We start from the raw sequence: 18,326 nt of genomic DNA, 5'->3' as shown, positions 1-18,326 counted from the left end.
CATGGGGCGACGAGGCCGATCCTTTCGCGCCGAACCTGCCGACGTCGAAGCAGGTGCCCGGCATCAACATCCATTCACGGAGGAATGAAAATGCGAATCCGAACTGCTCTGGCCCATCTGGCCTTCAAGGTGGCGTTCTCGACGCTGCTGCCCGCCGCGGCGATGGCCGCGGCGCCGGTCTACACCATTCAGGGGTTTGCGCCAGGCACGGCCCTGAAGACCTTCGAGGGGGTCAATGCCTCGGGCGTGGTCGTGGGGGATTCCGACCATGGCGGAAAAGGCACTCTCGCCGATGGCGTGGTGACCGACCTGCGTCACAGCGGCGGCGGGTCCAGCGGCATGACCTTCATCAACGACCTGGGGGACGTGGCCATGACGCAGCGCGATCTCAGCGCGCCGCACGGCAGCATCGCGTCGCTGTTCATCGATGGCCAGCGAACCCGCTTGACGAAGATGGGCACCGCCGCCGGCATCAACTCGAAGCGTCAGGTCGTGGGTCTCGACAGCGGCTTCTCCCGCCCCGTCATCTACGACAACGGCGCTTATCGGCGCCTGCGCCTGCTGAAGAAGGACCAGGGCTCGATACCCAGCGGCATCAACGACGACGGGGTGGTGGTAGGGGTGGCTCTGGAAGGCAACAAGTCGCGGCCGGCGCTGTGGGATGCGTCCGGCGAGCCGCACTACCTCGGCTCGGTCTCCAAGGTCGGCTATGGCACCGCCCGCGCCATCAACAACCTGGGACAGGTGGTGGGGTGTACCGACGTGATCGGTTGCTACGTTTTCGAGGCCGGTCACTTCGAGCACCTGCCGCCAGCCGGCGCGCTCGGCTGGATCGATGTACGCGGCATCAGCAGCAGCGGAATCGTGCTGGGCGTCGCGTCCGCGTCAGACGATGTCGTCTACTGCCAGGGCGAGTCTCATGTGCTGGAAGACCTCATCGCCGGCGACGAGCACGGCCACTGGGAGCTCTGGGCCTGGGCCATCGGGCCCGCCGGCCACATCGTGGGCTCGGGCCGGCGCGACGGCGTGCCGATGTGGTTCCTTGCCACGCTGGCGAGCGATTGCGGAGCCCATTGAGAGCCCGCGCGCCCGCAGGACGTTTGAATCGGCCTGCCGGCGGGGCCGACTTTCGTTCGGCCCTCCACTGGTGACCCGGGGCCGGCGACGATGGGGCGACGGCCTCAGGGCGCCAGCAGCACGTTGTCGAACTCGGCGGCGATGCCGGCTTTGGTGCGCGGGCCGCTGGCGCAGTTGGCGGCCTCCACCCGAAGGCCCAGGGCCTGCAGGGGCTGCGAAGGCGGCACGGTGTCGATCTCGGTGTACGGAGTCTCTATCGCGAGGGTCTTGTCGCGAGTGAAGCGGAACAGCTTCGCGGCCGGCTCCCAATCGATGCGGCCCATGACCTTGGTGCCCGCGGACACCGTGCCGAGGTCGGCCAGGTACAGGGTGGAGGCGCTCATGCAGTCGGCCGTCAGGCACTGGGCCACGATGCCGTTCACGCGCAGGATTCCCGGCGCATCGGCGGTGTTCGAGGTGCGGGCCAGCTGGATCAGGCCCAGCACGTCGCCAGTCCGGTCACCCGGCACCGGGCCGCCCGGTCGCACGTTGAAATAGGCCACCGCCAGACGCGCCCGGGGCCGGCTCGGCATCGGGTTGAATGCGCAGCCTTCATTGGTCGCGATGTCGGTGACGGTGATGCTGGCGGCGATGGAGCGAGGTGCGGAGCCGGTGGTCGTGCTCAGGATGAACGACTCCATGGTCGTTCCCGTGTCGGTGGCGGAGCTGCCGTAGATCCAGCGGCCGAGGCGCGCCTTGCCCTTGTCGACGCTTCGCCAGGCTTCGGTCTCCTGCCACTTGGTGCGGTCGAGTTCATGGCCGGAGAAGTCGTCGAACAGGGGCAACCTGGCTTGTGCGCTGACCATGGCGCAAGCGGCCAGACAAGCGGCGGACGCGAGATGAACGATGTGCATGGGCACCTCCAAGGGGTTGTTGTGGGATCGCCCGGGCGGACTCCGCCCGGCTCGCCGAGAAGGCACTCTAGGGAGCGCACGCCGTCCCGCATTGAGGTCGCTCAACTCACTCGATCGACTCGATCAGGTAGTTCGGGCCGCGGTACGCATAGCCGCCGTTCATCAGCAGGATCTTGCTGCCGTCCACCGTATCGGCCAGGTGGCCGCAGCCCCCGTAGTCCTGGGCCAGGGTCAGCTTGGTCCAGCTGGGGCCGGGGTGGCCCTTGAAGACCACGTCAGGGGCGGCGTCGTGGTAGGAGTCCTTGCAGTCGCGCTTCTGCAGCACGACGTAGACGTCCTTGAAACCGTCGCGGTTGAAATCGCCGACGGTGATCTTCACCGCCTGCACGACCAGCTTGGTGGAGAAGTTGGCCGTCTCGTAGAACGGCGAGTGGTGCGTGTTCAGCCAGACCTGCACGGTGTTCTGGTTGTTGAGCACCACGAGATCGTCCCAGCCGTCGCCGTCCATGTCGACCAGCTTGGCGTCGCGCCACGTGACATCCAGCGAGGGGGTGGCCGTCAGGCGCTTGAAGTCGCCGCCACGGTTGTTGATGTACAGGTGGCTGCGGCCCTCGGTGTTGCAGACCACCAGGTCGTCCCAGCCGTCGTGGTTGATGTCGCCCTTGACGGCACACGCGAAGCCGCGCGCACCGGTGGCCAGACTGGGCGCTTCGGCGAAGCCGGCGCCCGCCTGGTTGATGAAGAGGTGATTGATGTTCGGCTGCCCGTCGGTGCGGTCGGTGGCCTCGTTGGTCACGTAGACGTCGGGATAGCCGTCGTGGTTGACGTCGAGGAACACGGGCAGGCGCCCGCGGCCGTAGGGGTCTTCCGCGCCGTGGTCGAGCATCTTGTAGAACGTGCCGCCCTCGGCCTGGATCCACAGCTCGTTGTAGCCCTTGCCCGTGCCCTGGTTGGCGCCGACGGCGCAGTAGATGTCGAGCAGGCCGTCGCGGTCGAAATCCGCGGCATCGCAGTCGTGGCGGTCCGACGGCGGGAAGACGAAGGCCGAAGGGACATAACCGGTCGGTGTCCAGTACCAGATGCGATCGTTTTCGTCGTGGCCGGTGATGTAGAGGTCGTCATGGCCGTCGCCGTCGAAGTCGGCGACGACGCTGCCCCAGTCCTGGGTCGTCTCCAGGTACTGGGCCTGGTATTGCGCCTGGGCGCCCGCGGCCGTCGTCATCAGCAAGGCCGCCATCCAGTTCTTGAGCATGTTCGATCCTCCAGTGGGTTGAGCCGGCCATCGCTTGGCGGCGCCGCCGATTCAACCGAGGCCCGCGCAGGCCGACCTTGTGTGAGCGCAAGGCAGGCATGTGGTCATGAGGTCGGCCACGCTCTTCTCCACGTCGTTTGCGCGCGATCAAGCCGTCCTGGCGGGCTGACGGCGGCCGGTCATCGACCGTTCACACGCCGTTTCGCAGGGTTGACGCTTTGTTCGCCGCCGTTTGCGGGACGTTGCCAAGGCGCTCCTAAGGTGACCTCCATCGGCATCCATCACGGGAGCGCACGATGGGCACCATCCAACTGCTGAACGGCCGCCACGACACGCACCTGCTGCGGTTCCGCTCGTTGTTCGACGACGGTCGCGGCCTGGCCTTCCCCTGCGACGGCCACGGCGAGGTCGACATGAACACGCTGAGCGAGCGGGCACGCGGCAACTACCTCTACGCCAGGACGGTCGTCGGCCGCGAGTTCCACTCGCCGCGCGTCGAGCGAGCCGGAGCCTGAGGCCGGCTTGCGCCGCGTCAAGCGGCCGGGCCGCTTGCGATGCCGTAATGCCGGCATCGCACACCACCCAGGACGGACGACCATGAGCTTCAACCTCAAGGGCCGCAGCCTGCTGACGCTGCAGGACCTGCGGGCGCGCGGCGTGAACCACCTGCTCGAGATGGCGCACGAGCTGAAGCGGGCCAAGATGGCCGGCACCGAGCAGCAGCACCTGCGCGGCCGCAACATCGCGCTGCTGTTCGAGAAGACCTCGACGCGCACCCGCTGTGCCTTCGAGGTCGCGGCCTTCGACCAGGGCGCCAACGTCTCGTTCATCGGCCCGCACGACTCGCAGCTGGGCGAGAAGGAGAGCGTGAAGGACACGGCCCGCGTGCTGGGCCGGCTGTACGACGCGATCGAGTACCGCGGCTTCGAGCAGCAGGTGGTGCAGGACCTGGCCACGTGGTCGGGCGTGCCGGTCTACAACGGCCTGACGAACCAGTACCACCCGACGCAGGTGCTGGCCGACTTCATGACCATGCAGGAGTCGAGCCGCAAGCCGCTGTCCGAGATCAGCCTGGCCTACGTCGGCGACGCGCGGTTCAACACGGCGGATTCCCTGCTCGAAGGCGCGGCGATGATGGGGCTGGACTTCCGCGTCGGGGCGCCGCGTTCGCTGTGGCCGGCGCAGGCGCTGATCGACCAGGCCAATGCCGTCGCGGGTCCGAGCGGCGCGCGGCTGCGCTTCTGCGAATCCGCACGCCATGCGGTGGAGGGTGCCGACTTCGTCTACACCGACGTCTGGGTGTCGATGGGCGAGCCGCCCGAGGTGTGGGCGGATCGCATCCGCCAGCTCAGGCCCTTCCAGGTCAATGCGGACCTGATGGCGGCCACCTGCCGCCTCGACTCGAAGTTCATGCACTGCCTGCCGGCACTGCACAACCGCGACACCCGGCTGGGCGAGCAGGTCTGGCGCGACCACGGGATGGACGCGCTGGAGGTGACGGAGGAGGTCTTCGAGTCGCCCGCCTCCATCGTCTGGGACCAGGCCGAGAATCGCTTGCACACCATCAAGGCGCTCCTCGTGGCGACGCTGGCATGAAGGGGGCATCGATGAACGCTGCACCGATGCAGGGCGTCCACTCCGAGGCGGGCCGGCTGCGCAGCGTGCTGGTCTGCCGCCCGGGCCTGGCGCAACAGCGGCTCACCCCGGCCAACTGTCGGGAGCTGCTGTTCGACGACGTGATGTGGGTCGCACAGGCCCGCACGGATCATTACGCCTTCACCAGCCTGATGCAGGAGCGCGGCATCGAGGTGCTGGAGCTGCACCAGCTGCTGGCCGAGGCTATGGAGCTGCCCGAGGCGCGCGCCTGGCTGCTGGAGCGCAAGCTCGCGCCCGTTCAGGTGGGCGTGGCGCTCGCCCGCGAGCTGCACGCGTGGCTGCTGGGGCTGCCCTCGCGAGAGCTGGCCGAGCGCCTGGTGGGCGGCATCGTGCGCGCCGAGTTGCCCTTCGAGCTGGCGGCAGGCCTGGCGAACTTCCTCGACCCGGCCGACTTCGTCGTGCCGCCGTTGCCCAACGCCATGTTCACCCGCGACACCAGTTGCTGGGTCTACGGCGGCGTGACCCTGAACGCCATGCACTGGCCGGCGCGCCGCGCCGAGACGCTGCTGATGAAGGCCCTGTACCGCTTCCACCCGCGCTTCGCCGGTGCTCGCGTGTGGTGGGGCGACCCGGAGGCGGACCACGGCGCGGCCACGCTGGAAGGCGGCGACGTGATGCCCGTCGGCCGCGGCATCGTGCTCGTCGGCATGGGTGAACGCACGACGCCGCAGGCGGTGTCGCTGCTCGCCCGGGCGCTCTTCGCCGCTGGCGTGGCCGAGCGCGTCGTGGCGGCCAAGCTGCCGCGCAGCCGCGGTGCCATGCACCTGGACACGGTGATGACCTTCTGCGACGCGGACCTGGTGACGGTGTTCCCGGAGATCGTCGACGGCATCCGCTGCACGACCATCGCACCTGGCCCTCGCGAAGGCGAGCTGGAATACACCGCCGAGTCGCAAGCGCTGCTTCCGCTGCTCGCCTCGCTGCTCGGTGTGCCCCGGCTGCGGACCGTGGCCACCGGAGGCGACAGCTACGAGGCCGAGCGGGAGCAGTGGGACGACGGCAACAACGTGCTGGCCCTCGCGCCCGGCGTGGTGGTGGCCTACAACCGCAACACCTACACCAACACCTTGCTGCGCAAGGCCGGCGTCGAGGTCATCACCATCCCCAGCGCCGAGCTGGGACGCGGGCGCGGCGGCGGGCACTGCATGTCGTGCCCGATCGAGCGCGACCCGGTCTAAGGCGACGCTGAATAAGTCCCCGCGAGTGCGCGCGCCCCGCCTCGGGATGGGCTGCAAGGCGCAAACCACAGCCATAGCGCGGGCTATGGCGAGGATTTGCAACGCGGCAGACCGCCCGAGGCGGGGATGCGCGCGCCGCGTGGGACTTGTTCAGCGTTGCCCTAATGCCCCTCAGGCGAATTCCAGGCCGCTGCACCCGGTGCTGACCCAGGTGCCGGCCTGGCCGCAGAGCAGGCGCTCGATGTCGTCGAGCGAGCCGATCACCGCCGGGTTTCCCGTGGCGCGGGCGAAGTCGCAGGCCGCTTCCACCTTGGGCGCGATGGAGCCGGCGGCGAGCGGCAGCGCCTGCAATGCCTCCGGCGAGGCACGGCGGATGGCGCGTGCGTGCGCCGTGCCCCAGTCCATGAAGACGGCCGTCACGTCGGTCGCGATCACCAGCATCGCGGCGTCGAGCTGGCGCGCCAGCAGGGCCGCGGCGAGGTCCTTGTCGATCACCGCCTCGACGCCCTCGTAGTCGCCTGCCGGCCCGGTCCGCGCGACGGGGACGCCGCCTCCGCCGGCACAGATGACCACCATCCCCCGGTCCAGCAGCGCCTTCGTCGCATGCAGGGCCAACACCTCCTGCGGCCTCGGCGAAGGCACGGCCCGGCGCAGGCCCGTGCCATCGGGGACGAGCGTCCAGCCCCGGTCGCGGGCCAGGGACTCGGCACGCTCCCGGTCGAACATCGGCCCGATGGGCTTGGTGGGATGCTGAAAGGCCGGATCCTGCCGGTCCACCGCGACACGGGTCAGCAGCGTTGCGACGTGCCGGCCGGCGGGCAGCCGGTTCGCGATCTCCTGCTCCAGCAGGTAGCCCACCATGCCTTCGGTCTCGGCGCCCAGCACGTCCAGCGGGTAGGGCGGCACCTCGGGGTAGGCCTCGCCCTGCAGCGCCAGCAGGCCGACCTGGGGCCCGTTGCCATGGGTGACGACCAGGCGGTGGCTGTGCGCCAGCCGCGCGATCTGCGCCGCGGCATGGCGCACGTTGACCAGTTGCGTGGGCGCATCCTGGGGCTCGCCGCGGCGCAGCAAGGCATTGCCGCCCAGCGCCACCGCGACCAGTGTGTCGTCGGCGAGCGGGCTCACAGCGCCAGGCTCCCGTTGGCCAGCATCCAGCCCGCTACGGCCGCCGCGCCGATCAGCACGGCGGCCACCACGAACTCGACGCCCTGCAGGGCGGCCTGGCCGCGCTCGCGGCGGGCCCAGGCGAAGACGGCCAGGCCAGGCGCATACAGCAGCGCGCTCAGCAGCAGGTACTTCGGGCCGGCGGCGTAGAGCAGCCAGACACAGTAGACGGTGGCGAAGCCGGCCAGCAGGATGTCGCGCGTGCGGCTTTCGGCCGCGGCATAGCCGGTGCCCTTCATCGCCGAGCGCAGCGCATGGACGCCCGTGAAGAGGTAGGGCACCAGGATCATCGAGGTCGCCAGCATGATCAGCGCCTGGTAGGTGGCGCTGGCCCACAGCGTCAGCAGTAGCATGCCCTGCGTGAGTCCGTTGGTGACCCACAGCGCCGTGGACGGCGAGGCCTTGGCGTTCTCGCGCGCCAGCACGTCCGGCATCAGGCCTTCACGGGCCGGCGTGAACAGCGTCTCCGCGGCGAGCAGGATCCAGGCGAGCAGGGCGCCGCCCACCGAGACGACCAGGCCGATGCTGACCAGCTTCGCGCCCCAGGGGCCCGTGACCCGCTCCAGCACGCCGGCCATGGACGGGTTCTTCAACGCGGCCAGCTCTTCCTGGCGGAGGATGCCCAGCGACAGCAGCGACACCGCCATCAGCAGTGCCAGCACGACGAAAAAGCCCAGCAGCGTCGCCCGGCCGACGTCGGCGCGCCGCTCGGCGCGGGCCGAGTAGACGCTGGCGCCCTCGATGCCGATGAAGACCCAGACCGTGATGAGCATCGTGCTCTTCACCTGGTCGAGCACGCTGCCGAGCGCCGGCGCGCCCCAGAAGCCGGTGGCGAAGGTGTCGGTGTTGAAGGCGACGGCCACGAGCGCCACGAACAGCAGCAGCGGCACCAGCTTGGCCACCGTGGTCAGCAGGTTCGCGAAGGCGGCGCTGCGCACGCCGGCCAGGGTCAGGCCATGCATGGCCCACAGCAGCACCGAGGCGGCCGCGATGGCGGCGGCGTTGTTTCCCTCCCCGAACTGCGGGAAGAAGGTCGCCAGCGCGGCGAAGAAGATCACCAGGTAGCTCGCGTTGCCTATCCACGCGCTCATCCAGTAGCCCCAGGCAGAAGAGAAGCCGACCAGGTCGCCGCCGCTCGCCCGGGCATAGGCGTAGACGCCGTTGTCGAGCGCGGGTTGTCGCGTGGCCAGCGACTGGTAAACGAAGGCCAGCGCCAGCATGCCGGCGCCGGTGATCAGCCAACCGAGCAGGACCGCGCCGGCGCCGGCTCCGCTGGCCATGTTCTGCGGCAGGCTGAAAATGCCGCTGCCGATCATCGAGCCGATGACCAGGGCGCCGAGGGCAGGCAGGCGCAGCGCCCGCGTGGCGGGTGCCGCGGCCGTGGCAGGCGGTGCCGAGGGGGTGCTCGCCTGAAGGCCGAGCTGGGACTGGGATGCGGGTCGCGCCAGGCTCATGCTTGTCTCCTGTTGGATTGCGCAAGCCGGCGGGTGCCACCGGCGGCGCGTCCCAATCTAGACACCCGTGTTTTTGGCGCTTTGCGCTGGATCAGCGCAGGCTATCGAGCCGGGTCGGAGGAGGCGGCCGCTTGCGCCGGCGCAGTGGCGTCGTACAGAAGGACAGCCTGGCGGCGCCTCGTGAAGTCGCGCCAGGCGGCCTCCCAGCGTGCGCGGGCCTCGCCGGGCGACAGGCCTTCGCGCAGGCGCTGCAACGTGTCCGGCGAACCCACCATGCCAAGCGTGCGCTCCGCATGGAAGTGGTTGGGGTTCTGGCGGTCCAGCGCCTGCAGCAGGGCGGCGCCGAGCAGCGTGGCATCGAAGGTGGCGGGGGCCGTGATGCGGATCGCCACGCCGCGGCAGCCGGGGCCCGCAAACTCACTGAATGGCGATCTGGTGGCTGGACGCGTCGCTGCGCTTGGGCAGCGTGAGCTTGAGCACGCCATCCTCGAGCTTGGCGACGACCTGCTTCTCATCGATCTCGTGGGCCAGCGAAAAGCCGCGCGACGATCTGCCGACGTAGGTTTCCTTGACCAGCACCCGGCCGCCGTCGGACTTCTCTTCCTTCTCCTTCTTCACCTCGGCGCTGATGGAGACGTAGTTGCCTTCCAAGCTGACGCGGATGTCGTCCTTCTTCGCGCCGGGGATCTCGGCGCGAACCCGGTAGTCCTTGTCGGTCTCGGTGACATCGATCTTGATGTCGCCGGGCACCTGCTCGGTGAAGGCGCTGGGTTGGCCGAACCGGCGGAAGAAATCCGGCAGCAGGTCTTCGAAGCGCTCGCGGCGGGTCAGTGCAGTCATGGTCTTGCTCCTTCTGGCGATGGAGTGAACGCGGGGCCGGCACCCGTACCCGACGCCGCCATCCTGGGAAGCCCGCGCCGGTGCGTTGCGCTCGATCAATCGACGAGGCTGGTCCGCCATGCCCGCGCACGGCGTGTTCGCGCCTTGAGCGACCTCAAGGCCGGGCGGCCGCGGCCGCACCACCATCGCCGCCGTCAACGGACTTTTCGGGGGTTTCGAGATGGTGGCAAAGCAACTGGTGTTCGACGACGATGCCCGCCAACGCATCCTGGCCGGCGTGCAGAAGCTGGCGCGGGCCGTCAGGGTGACGCTGGGCCCGCGAGGGCGCACCGTGATCCTGCAACGTGACTACGGCCCGCCGCAGATCGTCAACTCGGGCGTGCTGGTGGCCAAGGCGCTGGAGCTGGAGGACCCCTTCGAGAACATGGGGGCGAGCCTGCTGCGCGAAGTGGCGGCGCGCACCAGCGAGATGGCGGGCGACGGCACCACGACCGCCACCGTGCTGGCCAGCACCATGGTGCAAGAGGGCATGCGCTACCTCGCCGCCGGCCTGAATCCGATGGACCTCAAGCGCGGCATCGAGCAGGCCGTGCAGGCGGTGGTGGAAGAGCTGGGCCGCATGGCACGCCCTTGCGCCGGCTCGGCCGAGATCGCCCACGTGGCCGCCATCTCGGCCAACAACGACCAGTCGATCGGCGAGCTGCTGGCGCGGGCCATCGACAAGGTGGGGCGCGACGGCGCGATCACCATCCAGGACGGCTCGGGCCTGGCCAGCGAGCTGGAGGTGGTGGAGGGCCTGCAGTTCGACCGCGGCTACCTGTCGCCCTACTTCATCAACAACGCCGAGCGCCAGTCGGTGGTGTTCGAGGACGCGGCCATCCTGCTGTGCGACAAGCGCCTGTCGTCCCTGACCGACGTGCTGCCCTTGCTGGAGGAGGTGGTCAAGGAGGGGCGCCCGCTGCTGATGATCGCCGAAGAGGTCGAGAGCGAAGCGCTCGCGACGCTGGTGGTCAACAGCGTGCGCGGCACGCTCAAGACCTGTGCGGTCAAGGCGCCCGGCTTCGGCGACCGGCGCCGTGCGATGCTGCAGGACATCGCGGTGCTGACCGGCGGGCGCGTCGTCGGCGACGAGCTCGGGCTGGCCTTGTCCAAGACGACGCTGGCCGACCTCGGCCGGGCGCGGCGCGTCGAGGTCGGCAAGGACGAGACCACGCTGATCGGCGGCCACGGCGAAGAGCAGGCGATCCGGGACCGCATCGCCAGCCTCAAGCGCGAGCGTGACGAGACCACGAGCGACTACGACCGCGAGAAGCTGGACGAGCGCATCGCCAAGCTCTCGGGCGGCGTCGCGCTCATCAAGGTCGGCGCGGCCACCGAGACGGAGCTGAAGGAACGCAAGATCCGCGTCGAGGATGCCCTGCACGCGACGCGGGCGGCGGTGGCCGAGGGCGTGGTGCCCGGCGGCGGCATCGCCTTGCTCAGGGCGCGGCGCGTGCTGGCCGCGATGAAGGGGCCGACCCTGGACCACGACGCGGGTCTGCGGCTGGTGCAGCGCACTCTGGAGGAGCCGCTGCGGCGCATCGTGGAGAACGCCGGCGACGAGCCCTCGGTGGTGGTCAACCGGGTCGACGAGGGGCAGGACACGCCCTTCGGCTACAACGCCGCCGCGCGGGAGTACGGCGATCTGCTGGCGATGGGCGTGATGGACCCGGCCAAGGTGACGCGGCTGGCCTTGCAAAACGCCAGCTCGATCGCCGGCCTGATCCTCACGACGGCCTGCGTCATCGCCAACGTGCCGCAGCCCAAGGGTGCGGCGGCGGGGATGGCGGGCTTGCCCGACGCTTCCCCCGAGTTCTGAGGACGAAGCCGTGCCGATGGACAAGAAGCAGACCTTCTCGCTGTGGTACCTGCCGCTCGCGCTGGTCGCGCTGATGTTCGTGCAGGACCTGCTGTCCGCCCGGCACATGCAGACGCTGGCCTACAGCGAGTTCAAGCAGGCGCTGGTGGCCGGCAAGCTGAGCGACGTGGTGATCGCCGATGGCCTGGCCACCGGCCGCCTGGACGTTCGAGGCCTCGAGCAGATCCTGCCGAAGGACCAGGCCGAAGCGCTGACGCGCGAGAGCGGGGAACACACCTTCGCGACCGTGTTGATCGACGACCCCGGCCTGGTCGCGGCCCTGGACGCCGCCGGGGTCCGCTACGGCAGCGTGCGAGAGAGCAAGTGGCTGGGCACGCTGATCTCCTGGGTGGCCCCGGCGCTCATCTTCTTCGGCATCTGGTGGCTGCTGATGAAGCGCCTGGGCGGCGCCGGGCAGGGCGGCCTGCTCGCGATCGGCAAGAGCAAGGCGCGGGTCTACATGCAGCAGCAGACGGGGGTCAGCTTCAAGGACGTGGCGGGCATCGACGAGGCCCGCGACGAGCTGATGGAGATCGTGGAGTTCCTGAAGAACCCCGAGAAGTACCGCCGCCTGGGCGGGCGCATCCCCAAGGGCGTGCTCATCGTGGGCGCCCCGGGCACCGGCAAGACGCTGCTGGCCAAGGCGGTGGCGGGCGAGGCGGGGGTGCCGTTCCTGTCTCTGTCGGGCTCGGAGTTCGTGGAGATGTTCGTCGGCGTGGGCGCCGCGCGCGTGCGCGACCTGTTCGAGCAGGCCGCCGCCATGGCGCCGTGCATCGTCTTCATCGACGAGATCGACGCGCTCGGCCGGGCGCGCGGCCTGGGCCTGGCCGGTGGCCACGAGGAGCATGAGCAGACGCTGGACCAGCTGCTGGCCGAGATGGACGGCTTCGACACCAACCGCGGCGTGATCATCATGGCGGCGACCAACCGCCCCGAGATCCTCGATCCGGCACTGCTGCGGCCCGGCCGTTTCGACCGCCACGTGGCCATCGACCGGCCCGACCTGAACGGCCGCCGCCAGATCCTCGAAGTGCACGCGAAGCAGGTCAAGCTCGCCCCGGACGTGGACCTTGCCGCGCTCGCGGCCCGCACGCCCGGCTTTGCCGGCGCCGACCTGGCCAACCTGGTGAACGAGGCGACGCTGCATGCCGCCAAGCGCGACAAGCCGGCGGTCGGCATGCACGACTTCGACGAGGCGCTGGACCGCATCGTCGCGGGCCTGGAGAAGAAGAACCGGGTGATGAACGCGACCGAGCGGCGCTTCGTCGCCTACCACGAGGCGGGTCACGCGCTGGTGGCCGAATCGCGGCCAGCCGCCGACCGCGTGACCAAGGTGTCCATCATCCCGCGCGGCATCGCGGCCCTGGGCTACACCCAGCAATCACCGACCGAGGACCGCTACCTGCTGCGCAGGAGCGAGTTGCTGGACCGCATCGACGTGCTGCTGGGCGGCCGCGTCGCCGAGGAGCTCGTCTTCGGCGACTCCTCGAGCGGTGCCGAGAACGACCTGCAGCGCGCGACCGACATGGCCCGCCACATGGTCACGCACTACGGGATGAGCGAGGCGCTGGGCCTGGCCACTTACGACCAGCGGCCATCACCCCTGTATCCGGGGGGCCCCACGCTGCCCGAGCAGCGCAACTGCAGCGACCGCACCGCCGAGACCATAGACGCCGAGGTGCGAAGGCTGCTGGAGGAATCCCGCCAGCGCGTCCTGGCGACCCTGGTCGATCGTCGCGCTGCGCTGGAGTCGCTGGCCGGTCTGCTGCTGGAGCGCGAGACGGTCGACCGGGCCCAGCTCGACCAGATCCTCGGCGTGGCGACAGGGGCGCCCGCCGCCGGCCCGCCGGCTCGCGCCCCGGTGGCACAGCTCCCGCCATCACGCGGCCTGATCGACGAAACCGGGTCGGTGACCGGATCCCGTCGGGTGACCTGAGCGCGTTGGCGCTCCCAGGCCCAACATCCTGCGCCACTCGCGTGATGCTTTGATGATGGGAACGAAGTCAACGCGTTGCGCTGCGATCGATCCAATGCGCTACGCGGCGCCACACGAGATCGTCTGCGCGGCGAGCATCGAGCAAGTCGGCGTGCGCGAAGTCCAGCCTCGCACGCCCTTCGGGCTGACGCCGGACGCGGTGTATGTCCACCTTCGTGCTGCCAAGCAAGCTCAGCGTGAAGATGACGTAGGTTCCGAAGCCTCCTGCCCCTCCGACGTAGAGCACCGGTACCGTGATGTCACCCAGGCGGTCATCGAATCCGTCAGGCGCTACCTTGACCGCAAGCCCCGGCGTTATGGGGCTGCGCGCATGAACGCAGCCTGAACGGGACTGCCGCCGCTTCTGTGTTGATGACAATCAACGGAGCATGGCTGCCTGCTGACCAGAATCGCTGGCGTGACCGGTGCCGCGCACGGGTCGTCCGTGCCACACCGATCGATGACTGCGCCTCTTCTGCTCGGCTGGATCTCGGCAGCGCTGCTACTGCAATTGGCAGCCGGCGTTGCGTGGACGTTGTGGCGGCGCTCGACCGCGCCGACGGTTGTGCAGAGCATGTCGGCGCCGACGATGCGCGCCGATGCCGCGTGGAGCGGATGGCGCGAGTTTCGCGTGGTCCGACGCGAGTATGAAGATCCGGCGAAGGCCCAATGCTCCTTCTACCTTCAGCCAGCGGATGGACGGCCGCTGCCGGATTTCAAGCCCGGCCAGTTCCTGACCTTCTCGTTGGATCTGCCTGAGGCCGAACCAGATGCCGCCGGCAGACTCGCGATCACTCGCTGCTACTCCCTCTCCGACGCCCCCGATCCGGCGCACTACCGGGTGACGATCAAGCGCGTTCCGCCGCCGGCGGATCACCCCAACTGCGCGCCGGGCCGGTCGTCGACCTACTTCCACGACCGAGTGCAGGTCGGGGACCTGCTGCGGGTGAAGGCGCCTTCGGGGCACTTCTTCATCGAACCGGACGCATCGCTGCCCGCCGTGCTGATCGGCGGTGGCATCGGCATCACGCCGATGATGAGCATGCTTCGGTGGTGCCTGGCGCGGCAGCCCCAGCGCACCTTCCACTTCTACTATGGCGTGAGCAACAGCCGCCAGCACGCGTTCAAGGCTGAGCTCGAGGCGCTTGCGGCAGCCCATGCCGCACTGAGGTTGAACGTGGTCTACAGCCGCCCCGAAGCTGCAGATGCGATCGGCCGCGACTTCCAGCATCAAGGGCATGTGGATGTCGAACTCCTTCGGCGCACGCTGCCGCATGGCCGGCATCAGTTCTACGTCTGCGGGCCGCCAGCCATGATGCAGGCGCTCGTGCCCGCGCTCGCGGAGTGGGGCGTGCCGGCGGCCCACATCCACTGCGAGGCGTTCGGGCCTGCCTCCGTCAGGTTGCGAGGCGCCTCGCCCTCCGCGAGACAGGACGTGGCCGACGTCGAGGTGCGGTTCCAGCGATCCGGCCGCACCCTGACCTGGGATGGACAGGACGCCTCGTTGCTCGATTTCGCGGAGCGCCACGGCATCTCGGTCGAGTCCGGCTGCCGCTCTGGCGGTTGCGGCAGTTGCGAGACGCGGCTGCTCGAAGGCACGGTGCAGTACGAGCACGCGCCGGACCACGACGTCGCCGCAGGCCACTGCCTGCCCTGCGTCGGCCGGCCCGCCACGCCGCTGGTGCTGGAGGCCTGATGCCGCTCAAGGCCAGACTCTTCCGGCGCGAGGTGCTGCCGTTCGTGGGGGCTTTTGCACTGCTGGCCCTCGTCGCGCTGGCGCTGGACGGCGTGCTGCACTTGCTGAACCTGCTGTGGATCGGCCGCTGGCTGGGCATCCCGGGCACGCTGCTCATCATCGGCTCCAGCGCCTACTCGCTGCGCAAGCGCAAGCTGATCCAGAGCGGCCATCCGGCCACGCTGCTGCGGTGGCACGAATTGCTGGCCTGGTTGGGCTCGCTACTGGTGCTGGTGCACGCCGGCGTGCACTTCAACGCCATCCTGGGATGGCTGGCGGTAGGCGCCATGCTGATCAACGTGGGCAGCGGGCTGACCGGCAAGTTCCTGCTGGACCGCTCGCGCCGCCGACTGGAGCAAGCGCGGCAGCGCATGCGCGGCCGGGGTCTGCCTGAATCCGAACTGGAGGATCAGCTGTACTGGGACAGCCTGACCTTCGACGCCGTCAAGAAGTGGCGCGCGGTGCACCTGCCGATCACGCTGGCGTTCGCCGTGCTGGCCACGGCGCACATCGCGGCGATCTTCCTGTTCTGGGGCTGGAAGTGAAGAAGCGTCCGGTCCTGCTGATCGTGATCGCGCTCAATCTGGCGGTGCTGGTCGCGCTGGCGTTCGTCTACCCGCATCTGATGGTGAGCCCCGGGCCGCTGGTGAGGGGGCACGAGGAACTGGCGACCGACTGCTTCGCCTGCCACGTGGCCTGGCGCGGCGCATCGTCCCAGCGCTGCTCCGAATGCCACGCCGTGGCCGACGTGGGATTGAAGACGACCAAGGGCGTGCCGATTCCGGCGCGCAACATCAAGGTCTCGTTCCACCAGGAACTGATTGAGCAGGACTGCATGGCCTGCCACAGCGATCACCAGGGCCCCAGGCTCACCAAGCGAAGCCGCAAGCCGTTCTCGCACGAGCTGCTGAAGGCAGGGGTTCGCGATCAGTGCTCGTCGTGCCATGCGGCTCCCAAGGACACGGTGCACCGCGATCTCAAGGTCGAGTGCAGCCAATGCCACGAAAGCACCGCCTGGAAGCCCGCGCACTTCGACCACCAGCTCTTGGCGCCGGCGATGCTCGACCGGTGCGAGAGCTGTCACAACGCGCCGGCAGACCGCCTTCACCGCCAGATGCGGGGCAGCTGCAAGGCCTGCCACAAGACCGAGGCGTGGAAGCCGGCGACCTTCGACCACGACAAGAGTTTCGTGCTGGATCGAGATCACCAGGCGTCCTGCGAGACCTGCCACAAGAACAACGACTACAGCCGGTACACCTGCTACGGTTGCCATGAGCACTCGGAGGCAAGAGTCCGTGCGGAACACCTCGAGGAAGGTATCCGCAACTTCCAGAACTGCGTGGAGTGCCACCGCGATCCGGGCGTAGAGCCAGACGAAGGACGCGGCCGCGGCGGACGCGATGATGACTAGGGCCTGTTACTAACAGGCCTTAGCGCGTCATGGTGCGGAGTGAATGCCCAATCGAAAGATGCACCGCTTCGGTGGCGGTCGGCCCGCGCTGTGCGTCAAGTTTCGAGGCAGAGCGGCAAAGGCAGTTCCGGTCTCCAGTAGGCCGGCGCGGCAGAGGTTGCCATCGCCACGTCCACCGCGCGCAGATCGCGGTCGCCGGCCGAGGCCGCGGCATGCGGCGCATGGGCCGGACGGAGTGGCTCCGGACCGACAGGCGCAAAGACACCGGTTTCAAGGCGTGCCGCAGCAGCCCCGTCATGTCCCATGCCTGCGTCGCCCAACACTCAGCCTTCAGCCAACGCCTTGGCGATCTGGCCAATGGTCTTCAGCGCCACCTCGACACGTTCGTTGTCAGGGTGGCCGAAGTTGACCCGGATGTGGTGCGTGTAGCGATGGTCCGCGGAGAACAGGTGCCCCGGCGCCAAGCTGATGTCGTGCGAGAGCGCGAGCCGGTGCAACTCGAGGGCGTCGACCGTCGCCGGCAACTCGACCCAGAGAAAGTAGCCGCCCTCCGGCTGGGTCACCCTGGTGCCCATGGGGAAGTGCTTGGCGATGAGCCGGGACACCGCATGCCGCTGGCGGGACAGCAGCTCGCGCAGCTGGCGCAGGTGCCGGTCGTAGCCGCCATGGCCGAGGTACTCGCTCAGGCCTTCCTGCGAGGGCACGGGGGCCGCCAGCGAGCTCATCAACTTGCGTCGGCTCAGCTCCTCGGTGAAGCGGCCGGCTGCGGCCCAGCCGATCCGATAGCCCGGCGCCAAGGTCTTCGAAAACGAGCTGCAGTGCATCACCAGACCCGACTTGTCCCAGGCCTTGGCCGGCCTCGGCTTCTGGGCGCCGAAGTACAGCTCGCCATAGACATCGTCCTCGATGAGAGGGACCTGGTGCCGCGCCAGCAACTCGACAAGCGCCAGCTTCGCGCCATCGGGCATGAGGCTGCCGAGCGGGTTCTGGAAATTGGGCATCAGCCAGCAGGCTCTGACGGGATGCTTGTCGAGGATCGCTGCCAGCGCGCCAACATCCACACCGGTGCGTGGATGCGTGGCCACCTCGACGGCGCGCAGGCCGCGCCGCTCCAAGGCTTGCAGAGCCGCATAGAAGGTGGGCGACTCCACCGCCACCAGATCGCCAGGACGCGTGACGGCTTCCAGGCACAGGTTGAGTGCCTCCATGGCGCCGTTGGTGATGACGAGCTCATCGGTGTCAACGCGGCAGCCCATGGCCAGGTAGCGAAGCCCGATCTGCCTGCGCAGGGCCGGGCTGCCAGGCGAAAGATCCTCGACGGTGCGCCATGGATCCAGCCGCCGAACCGCCTTGCCGAGCGCAAGCGCCAGCTTGGGCAGCGGAAACAAGGCCGGGCTGGGGAACGCGGAGCCCAGCGGCACCAGGGAACGGTCTTTCGCGTGACCCAACACCTGGAACACCAGGCTCGAGACCTCGACCTGCCGCCCTTCCTCCGCGGGATGAGAGCTCGCCGGCTCTGCTTGCTTGCCGAGGGTGTGGCTGACGAAATATCCCGAGCGCGCCCTGGCTTCGATGAGCCCTCGGGCCTCCAGGAGGTAATAGGCCTCGAACACGGTGGACGGGCTGACGCCGCGGCTCCTGCTCGTTTCCCTCACGGAACCCAGTCGATCGCCCGGGCGCAATTGACCGGATGCGATGGACTGAGCCACGTCGTGCGCCAGGACTTCGTATCGCTTCATGGCTTGTCGGGTGATCTGTTCCGGAGGATCTGATATGCAGGATGCTCCAAGGATC

At 69.0% G+C, this 18,326-nt stretch carries 17 protein-coding genes; 10 read left to right on the top strand and 7 right to left on the bottom strand.

Annotation, left to right across the window (positions count from 1 at the left end):
- Window positions 1-90: 90 nt before the first annotated feature.
- Window positions 91-1,077: a hypothetical protein gene (locus ACS5PM_RS12845; protein WP_439388027.1), complete on the top strand. Its 987-nt coding sequence runs from the start codon at window positions 91-93 to the stop codon at window positions 1,075-1,077.
- Between the two features lie 104 nt (window positions 1,078-1,181).
- On the opposite strand, the gene ACS5PM_RS12840 is transcribed toward ACS5PM_RS12845, so the two are convergent.
- Window positions 1,182-1,970, bottom strand: coding sequence for a hypothetical protein (locus ACS5PM_RS12840; protein WP_439388026.1), 789 nt, complete (start codon window positions 1,968-1,970; stop codon window positions 1,182-1,184).
- Between the two features lie 106 nt (window positions 1,971-2,076).
- Window positions 2,077-3,222 carry an FG-GAP repeat domain-containing protein gene (locus ACS5PM_RS12835; protein ID WP_439388025.1) on the bottom strand — a complete coding sequence of 382 codons (1,146 nt, stop codon included), beginning with the start codon at window positions 3,220-3,222 and terminating at the stop codon, window positions 2,077-2,079.
- Between the two features lie 296 nt (window positions 3,223-3,518).
- Here ACS5PM_RS12835 and ACS5PM_RS12830 point away from each other — a divergent pair, with 296 nt between their 5' ends.
- The 3 genes from ACS5PM_RS12830 (at window position 3,519) to ACS5PM_RS12820 (ending at window position 6,056) form a co-directional block, all read left to right on the top strand.
- Window positions 3,519-3,737: a hypothetical protein gene (locus ACS5PM_RS12830; protein ID WP_439388024.1), complete on the top strand. Its 219-nt coding sequence runs from the start codon at window positions 3,519-3,521 to the stop codon at window positions 3,735-3,737.
- Between the two features lie 82 nt (window positions 3,738-3,819).
- The gene (argF, locus tag ACS5PM_RS12825; protein ID WP_439388023.1) at window positions 3,820-4,818 is read left to right on the top strand and encodes an ornithine carbamoyltransferase; all 999 of its coding nucleotides are present in this window, start codon (window positions 3,820-3,822) and stop codon (window positions 4,816-4,818) included.
- Between the two features lie 11 nt (window positions 4,819-4,829).
- Window positions 4,830-6,056, top strand: a complete 1,227-nt coding sequence (locus ACS5PM_RS12820; RefSeq protein WP_439388022.1) for an arginine deiminase — start codon at window positions 4,830-4,832, stop codon at window positions 6,054-6,056.
- Between the two features lie 171 nt (window positions 6,057-6,227).
- Here the strand turns inward: ACS5PM_RS12820 and arcC are convergent, their stop codons facing one another.
- The 4 genes from arcC to ACS5PM_RS12800 form a co-directional block, all read right to left on the bottom strand.
- The gene (gene arcC / locus ACS5PM_RS12815; RefSeq protein WP_439388021.1) at window positions 6,228-7,181 is read right to left on the bottom strand and encodes a carbamate kinase; all 954 of its coding nucleotides are present in this window, start codon (window positions 7,179-7,181) and stop codon (window positions 6,228-6,230) included.
- A complete protein-coding gene (gene arcD / locus ACS5PM_RS12810) occupies window positions 7,178-8,674 on the bottom strand; it encodes an arginine-ornithine antiporter (protein ID WP_439388020.1) in 1,497 nt (498 codons plus the stop codon). The genes arcC and arcD overlap by 4 nt, the downstream gene beginning before the upstream one ends.
- A gap of 101 nt (window positions 8,675-8,775) precedes the next feature.
- On the bottom strand, window positions 8,776-9,159 hold the full coding sequence (locus ACS5PM_RS12805; RefSeq protein WP_439388019.1) for a hypothetical protein: 384 nt from the start codon (window positions 9,157-9,159) through the stop codon (window positions 8,776-8,778).
- Window positions 9,092-9,514: an Hsp20/alpha crystallin family protein gene (locus tag ACS5PM_RS12800; RefSeq protein ID WP_439388018.1), complete on the bottom strand. Its 423-nt coding sequence runs from the start codon at window positions 9,512-9,514 to the stop codon at window positions 9,092-9,094. Before ACS5PM_RS12800 ends, ACS5PM_RS12805 begins: the two co-directional genes overlap by 68 nt.
- Before the next feature lie 220 nt (window positions 9,515-9,734).
- Here ACS5PM_RS12800 and groL point away from each other — a divergent pair, with 220 nt between their 5' ends.
- The 6 genes from groL (at window position 9,735) to ACS5PM_RS12770 (ending at window position 16,532) form a co-directional block, all read left to right on the top strand.
- Window positions 9,735-11,372, top strand: a complete 1,638-nt coding sequence (gene groL, locus ACS5PM_RS12795; RefSeq protein ID WP_439388017.1) for a chaperonin GroEL — start codon at window positions 9,735-9,737, stop codon at window positions 11,370-11,372.
- A gap of 16 nt (window positions 11,373-11,388) precedes the next feature.
- A complete protein-coding gene (gene ftsH / locus ACS5PM_RS12790) occupies window positions 11,389-13,347 on the top strand; it encodes an ATP-dependent zinc metalloprotease FtsH (RefSeq protein WP_439388016.1) in 1,959 nt (652 codons plus the stop codon).
- A gap of 94 nt (window positions 13,348-13,441) precedes the next feature.
- A complete protein-coding gene (locus tag ACS5PM_RS12785; RefSeq protein WP_439388015.1) occupies window positions 13,442-13,732 on the top strand; it encodes a hypothetical protein in 291 nt (96 codons plus the stop codon).
- Between the two features lie 114 nt (window positions 13,733-13,846).
- Window positions 13,847-15,082: a 2Fe-2S iron-sulfur cluster-binding protein gene (locus ACS5PM_RS12780; protein ID WP_439388014.1), complete on the top strand. Its 1,236-nt coding sequence runs from the start codon at window positions 13,847-13,849 to the stop codon at window positions 15,080-15,082.
- Window positions 15,082-15,666 (top strand): hypothetical protein, encoded by a 585-nt coding sequence (locus tag ACS5PM_RS12775; RefSeq protein WP_439388013.1) that lies wholly within the window; start codon window positions 15,082-15,084, stop codon window positions 15,664-15,666. Before ACS5PM_RS12780 ends, ACS5PM_RS12775 begins: the two co-directional genes overlap by 1 nt.
- Window positions 15,573-16,532 (top strand): cytochrome c3 family protein, encoded by a 960-nt coding sequence (locus tag ACS5PM_RS12770; RefSeq protein WP_439388012.1) that lies wholly within the window; start codon window positions 15,573-15,575, stop codon window positions 16,530-16,532. The genes ACS5PM_RS12775 and ACS5PM_RS12770 overlap by 94 nt, the downstream gene beginning before the upstream one ends.
- A 323-nt stretch (window positions 16,533-16,855) precedes the next feature.
- Here ACS5PM_RS12770 and ACS5PM_RS12765 read toward each other — a convergent pair whose 3' ends face one another.
- Window positions 16,856-18,271, bottom strand: a complete 1,416-nt coding sequence (locus ACS5PM_RS12765; RefSeq protein ID WP_439388011.1) for an aminotransferase-like domain-containing protein — start codon at window positions 18,269-18,271, stop codon at window positions 16,856-16,858.
- Window positions 18,272-18,326: the final 55 nt, after the last annotated feature.

It is taken from the genome of Ideonella flava (genome assembly GCF_051857595.1).
In the GTDB taxonomy this organism is placed as follows: Bacteria; Pseudomonadota; Gammaproteobacteria; order Burkholderiales; family Burkholderiaceae_C; genus Ideonella.
The sequence above is the reverse complement of the archived record's forward strand: the minus strand, read 5'-3'. Positions and strand labels throughout refer to the sequence as shown.

Bases quoted from the DNA above. Each gene is read 5' to 3' on its own strand.
- ACS5PM_RS12845 (WP_439388027.1), top strand. From the start codon at position 91: ATGCGAATCCGAACTGCTCTGGCCCATCTGGCCTTCAAGGTGGCGTTC.
- ACS5PM_RS12840 (WP_439388026.1), bottom strand. From the start codon at position 1,970: ATGCACATCGTTCATCTCGCGTCCGCCGCTTGTCTGGCCGCTTGCGCC.
- ACS5PM_RS12835 (WP_439388025.1), bottom strand. From the start codon at position 3,222: ATGCTCAAGAACTGGATGGCGGCCTTGCTGATGACGACGGCCGCGGGC.
- ACS5PM_RS12830 (WP_439388024.1), top strand. From the start codon at position 3,519: ATGGGCACCATCCAACTGCTGAACGGCCGCCACGACACGCACCTGCTG.
- argF (WP_439388023.1), top strand. From the start codon at position 3,820: ATGAGCTTCAACCTCAAGGGCCGCAGCCTGCTGACGCTGCAGGACCTG.
- ACS5PM_RS12820 (WP_439388022.1), top strand. From the start codon at position 4,830: ATGAACGCTGCACCGATGCAGGGCGTCCACTCCGAGGCGGGCCGGCTG.
- arcD (WP_439388020.1), bottom strand. From the start codon at position 8,674: ATGAGCCTGGCGCGACCCGCATCCCAGTCCCAGCTCGGCCTTCAGGCG.
- ACS5PM_RS12805 (WP_439388019.1), bottom strand. From the start codon at position 9,159: ATGGCGTGCTCAAGCTCACGCTGCCCAAGCGCAGCGACGCGTCCAGCC.
- ACS5PM_RS12800 (WP_439388018.1), bottom strand. From the start codon at position 9,514: ATGACTGCACTGACCCGCCGCGAGCGCTTCGAAGACCTGCTGCCGGAT.
- groL (WP_439388017.1), top strand. From the start codon at position 9,735: ATGGTGGCAAAGCAACTGGTGTTCGACGACGATGCCCGCCAACGCATC.
- ftsH (WP_439388016.1), top strand. From the start codon at position 11,389: ATGGACAAGAAGCAGACCTTCTCGCTGTGGTACCTGCCGCTCGCGCTG.
- ACS5PM_RS12785 (WP_439388015.1), top strand. From the start codon at position 13,442: ATGCGCTACGCGGCGCCACACGAGATCGTCTGCGCGGCGAGCATCGAG.
- ACS5PM_RS12780 (WP_439388014.1), top strand. From the start codon at position 13,847: ATGACTGCGCCTCTTCTGCTCGGCTGGATCTCGGCAGCGCTGCTACTG.
- ACS5PM_RS12775 (WP_439388013.1), top strand. From the start codon at position 15,082: ATGCCGCTCAAGGCCAGACTCTTCCGGCGCGAGGTGCTGCCGTTCGTG.
- ACS5PM_RS12765 (WP_439388011.1), bottom strand. From the start codon at position 18,271: ATGAAGCGATACGAAGTCCTGGCGCACGACGTGGCTCAGTCCATCGCA.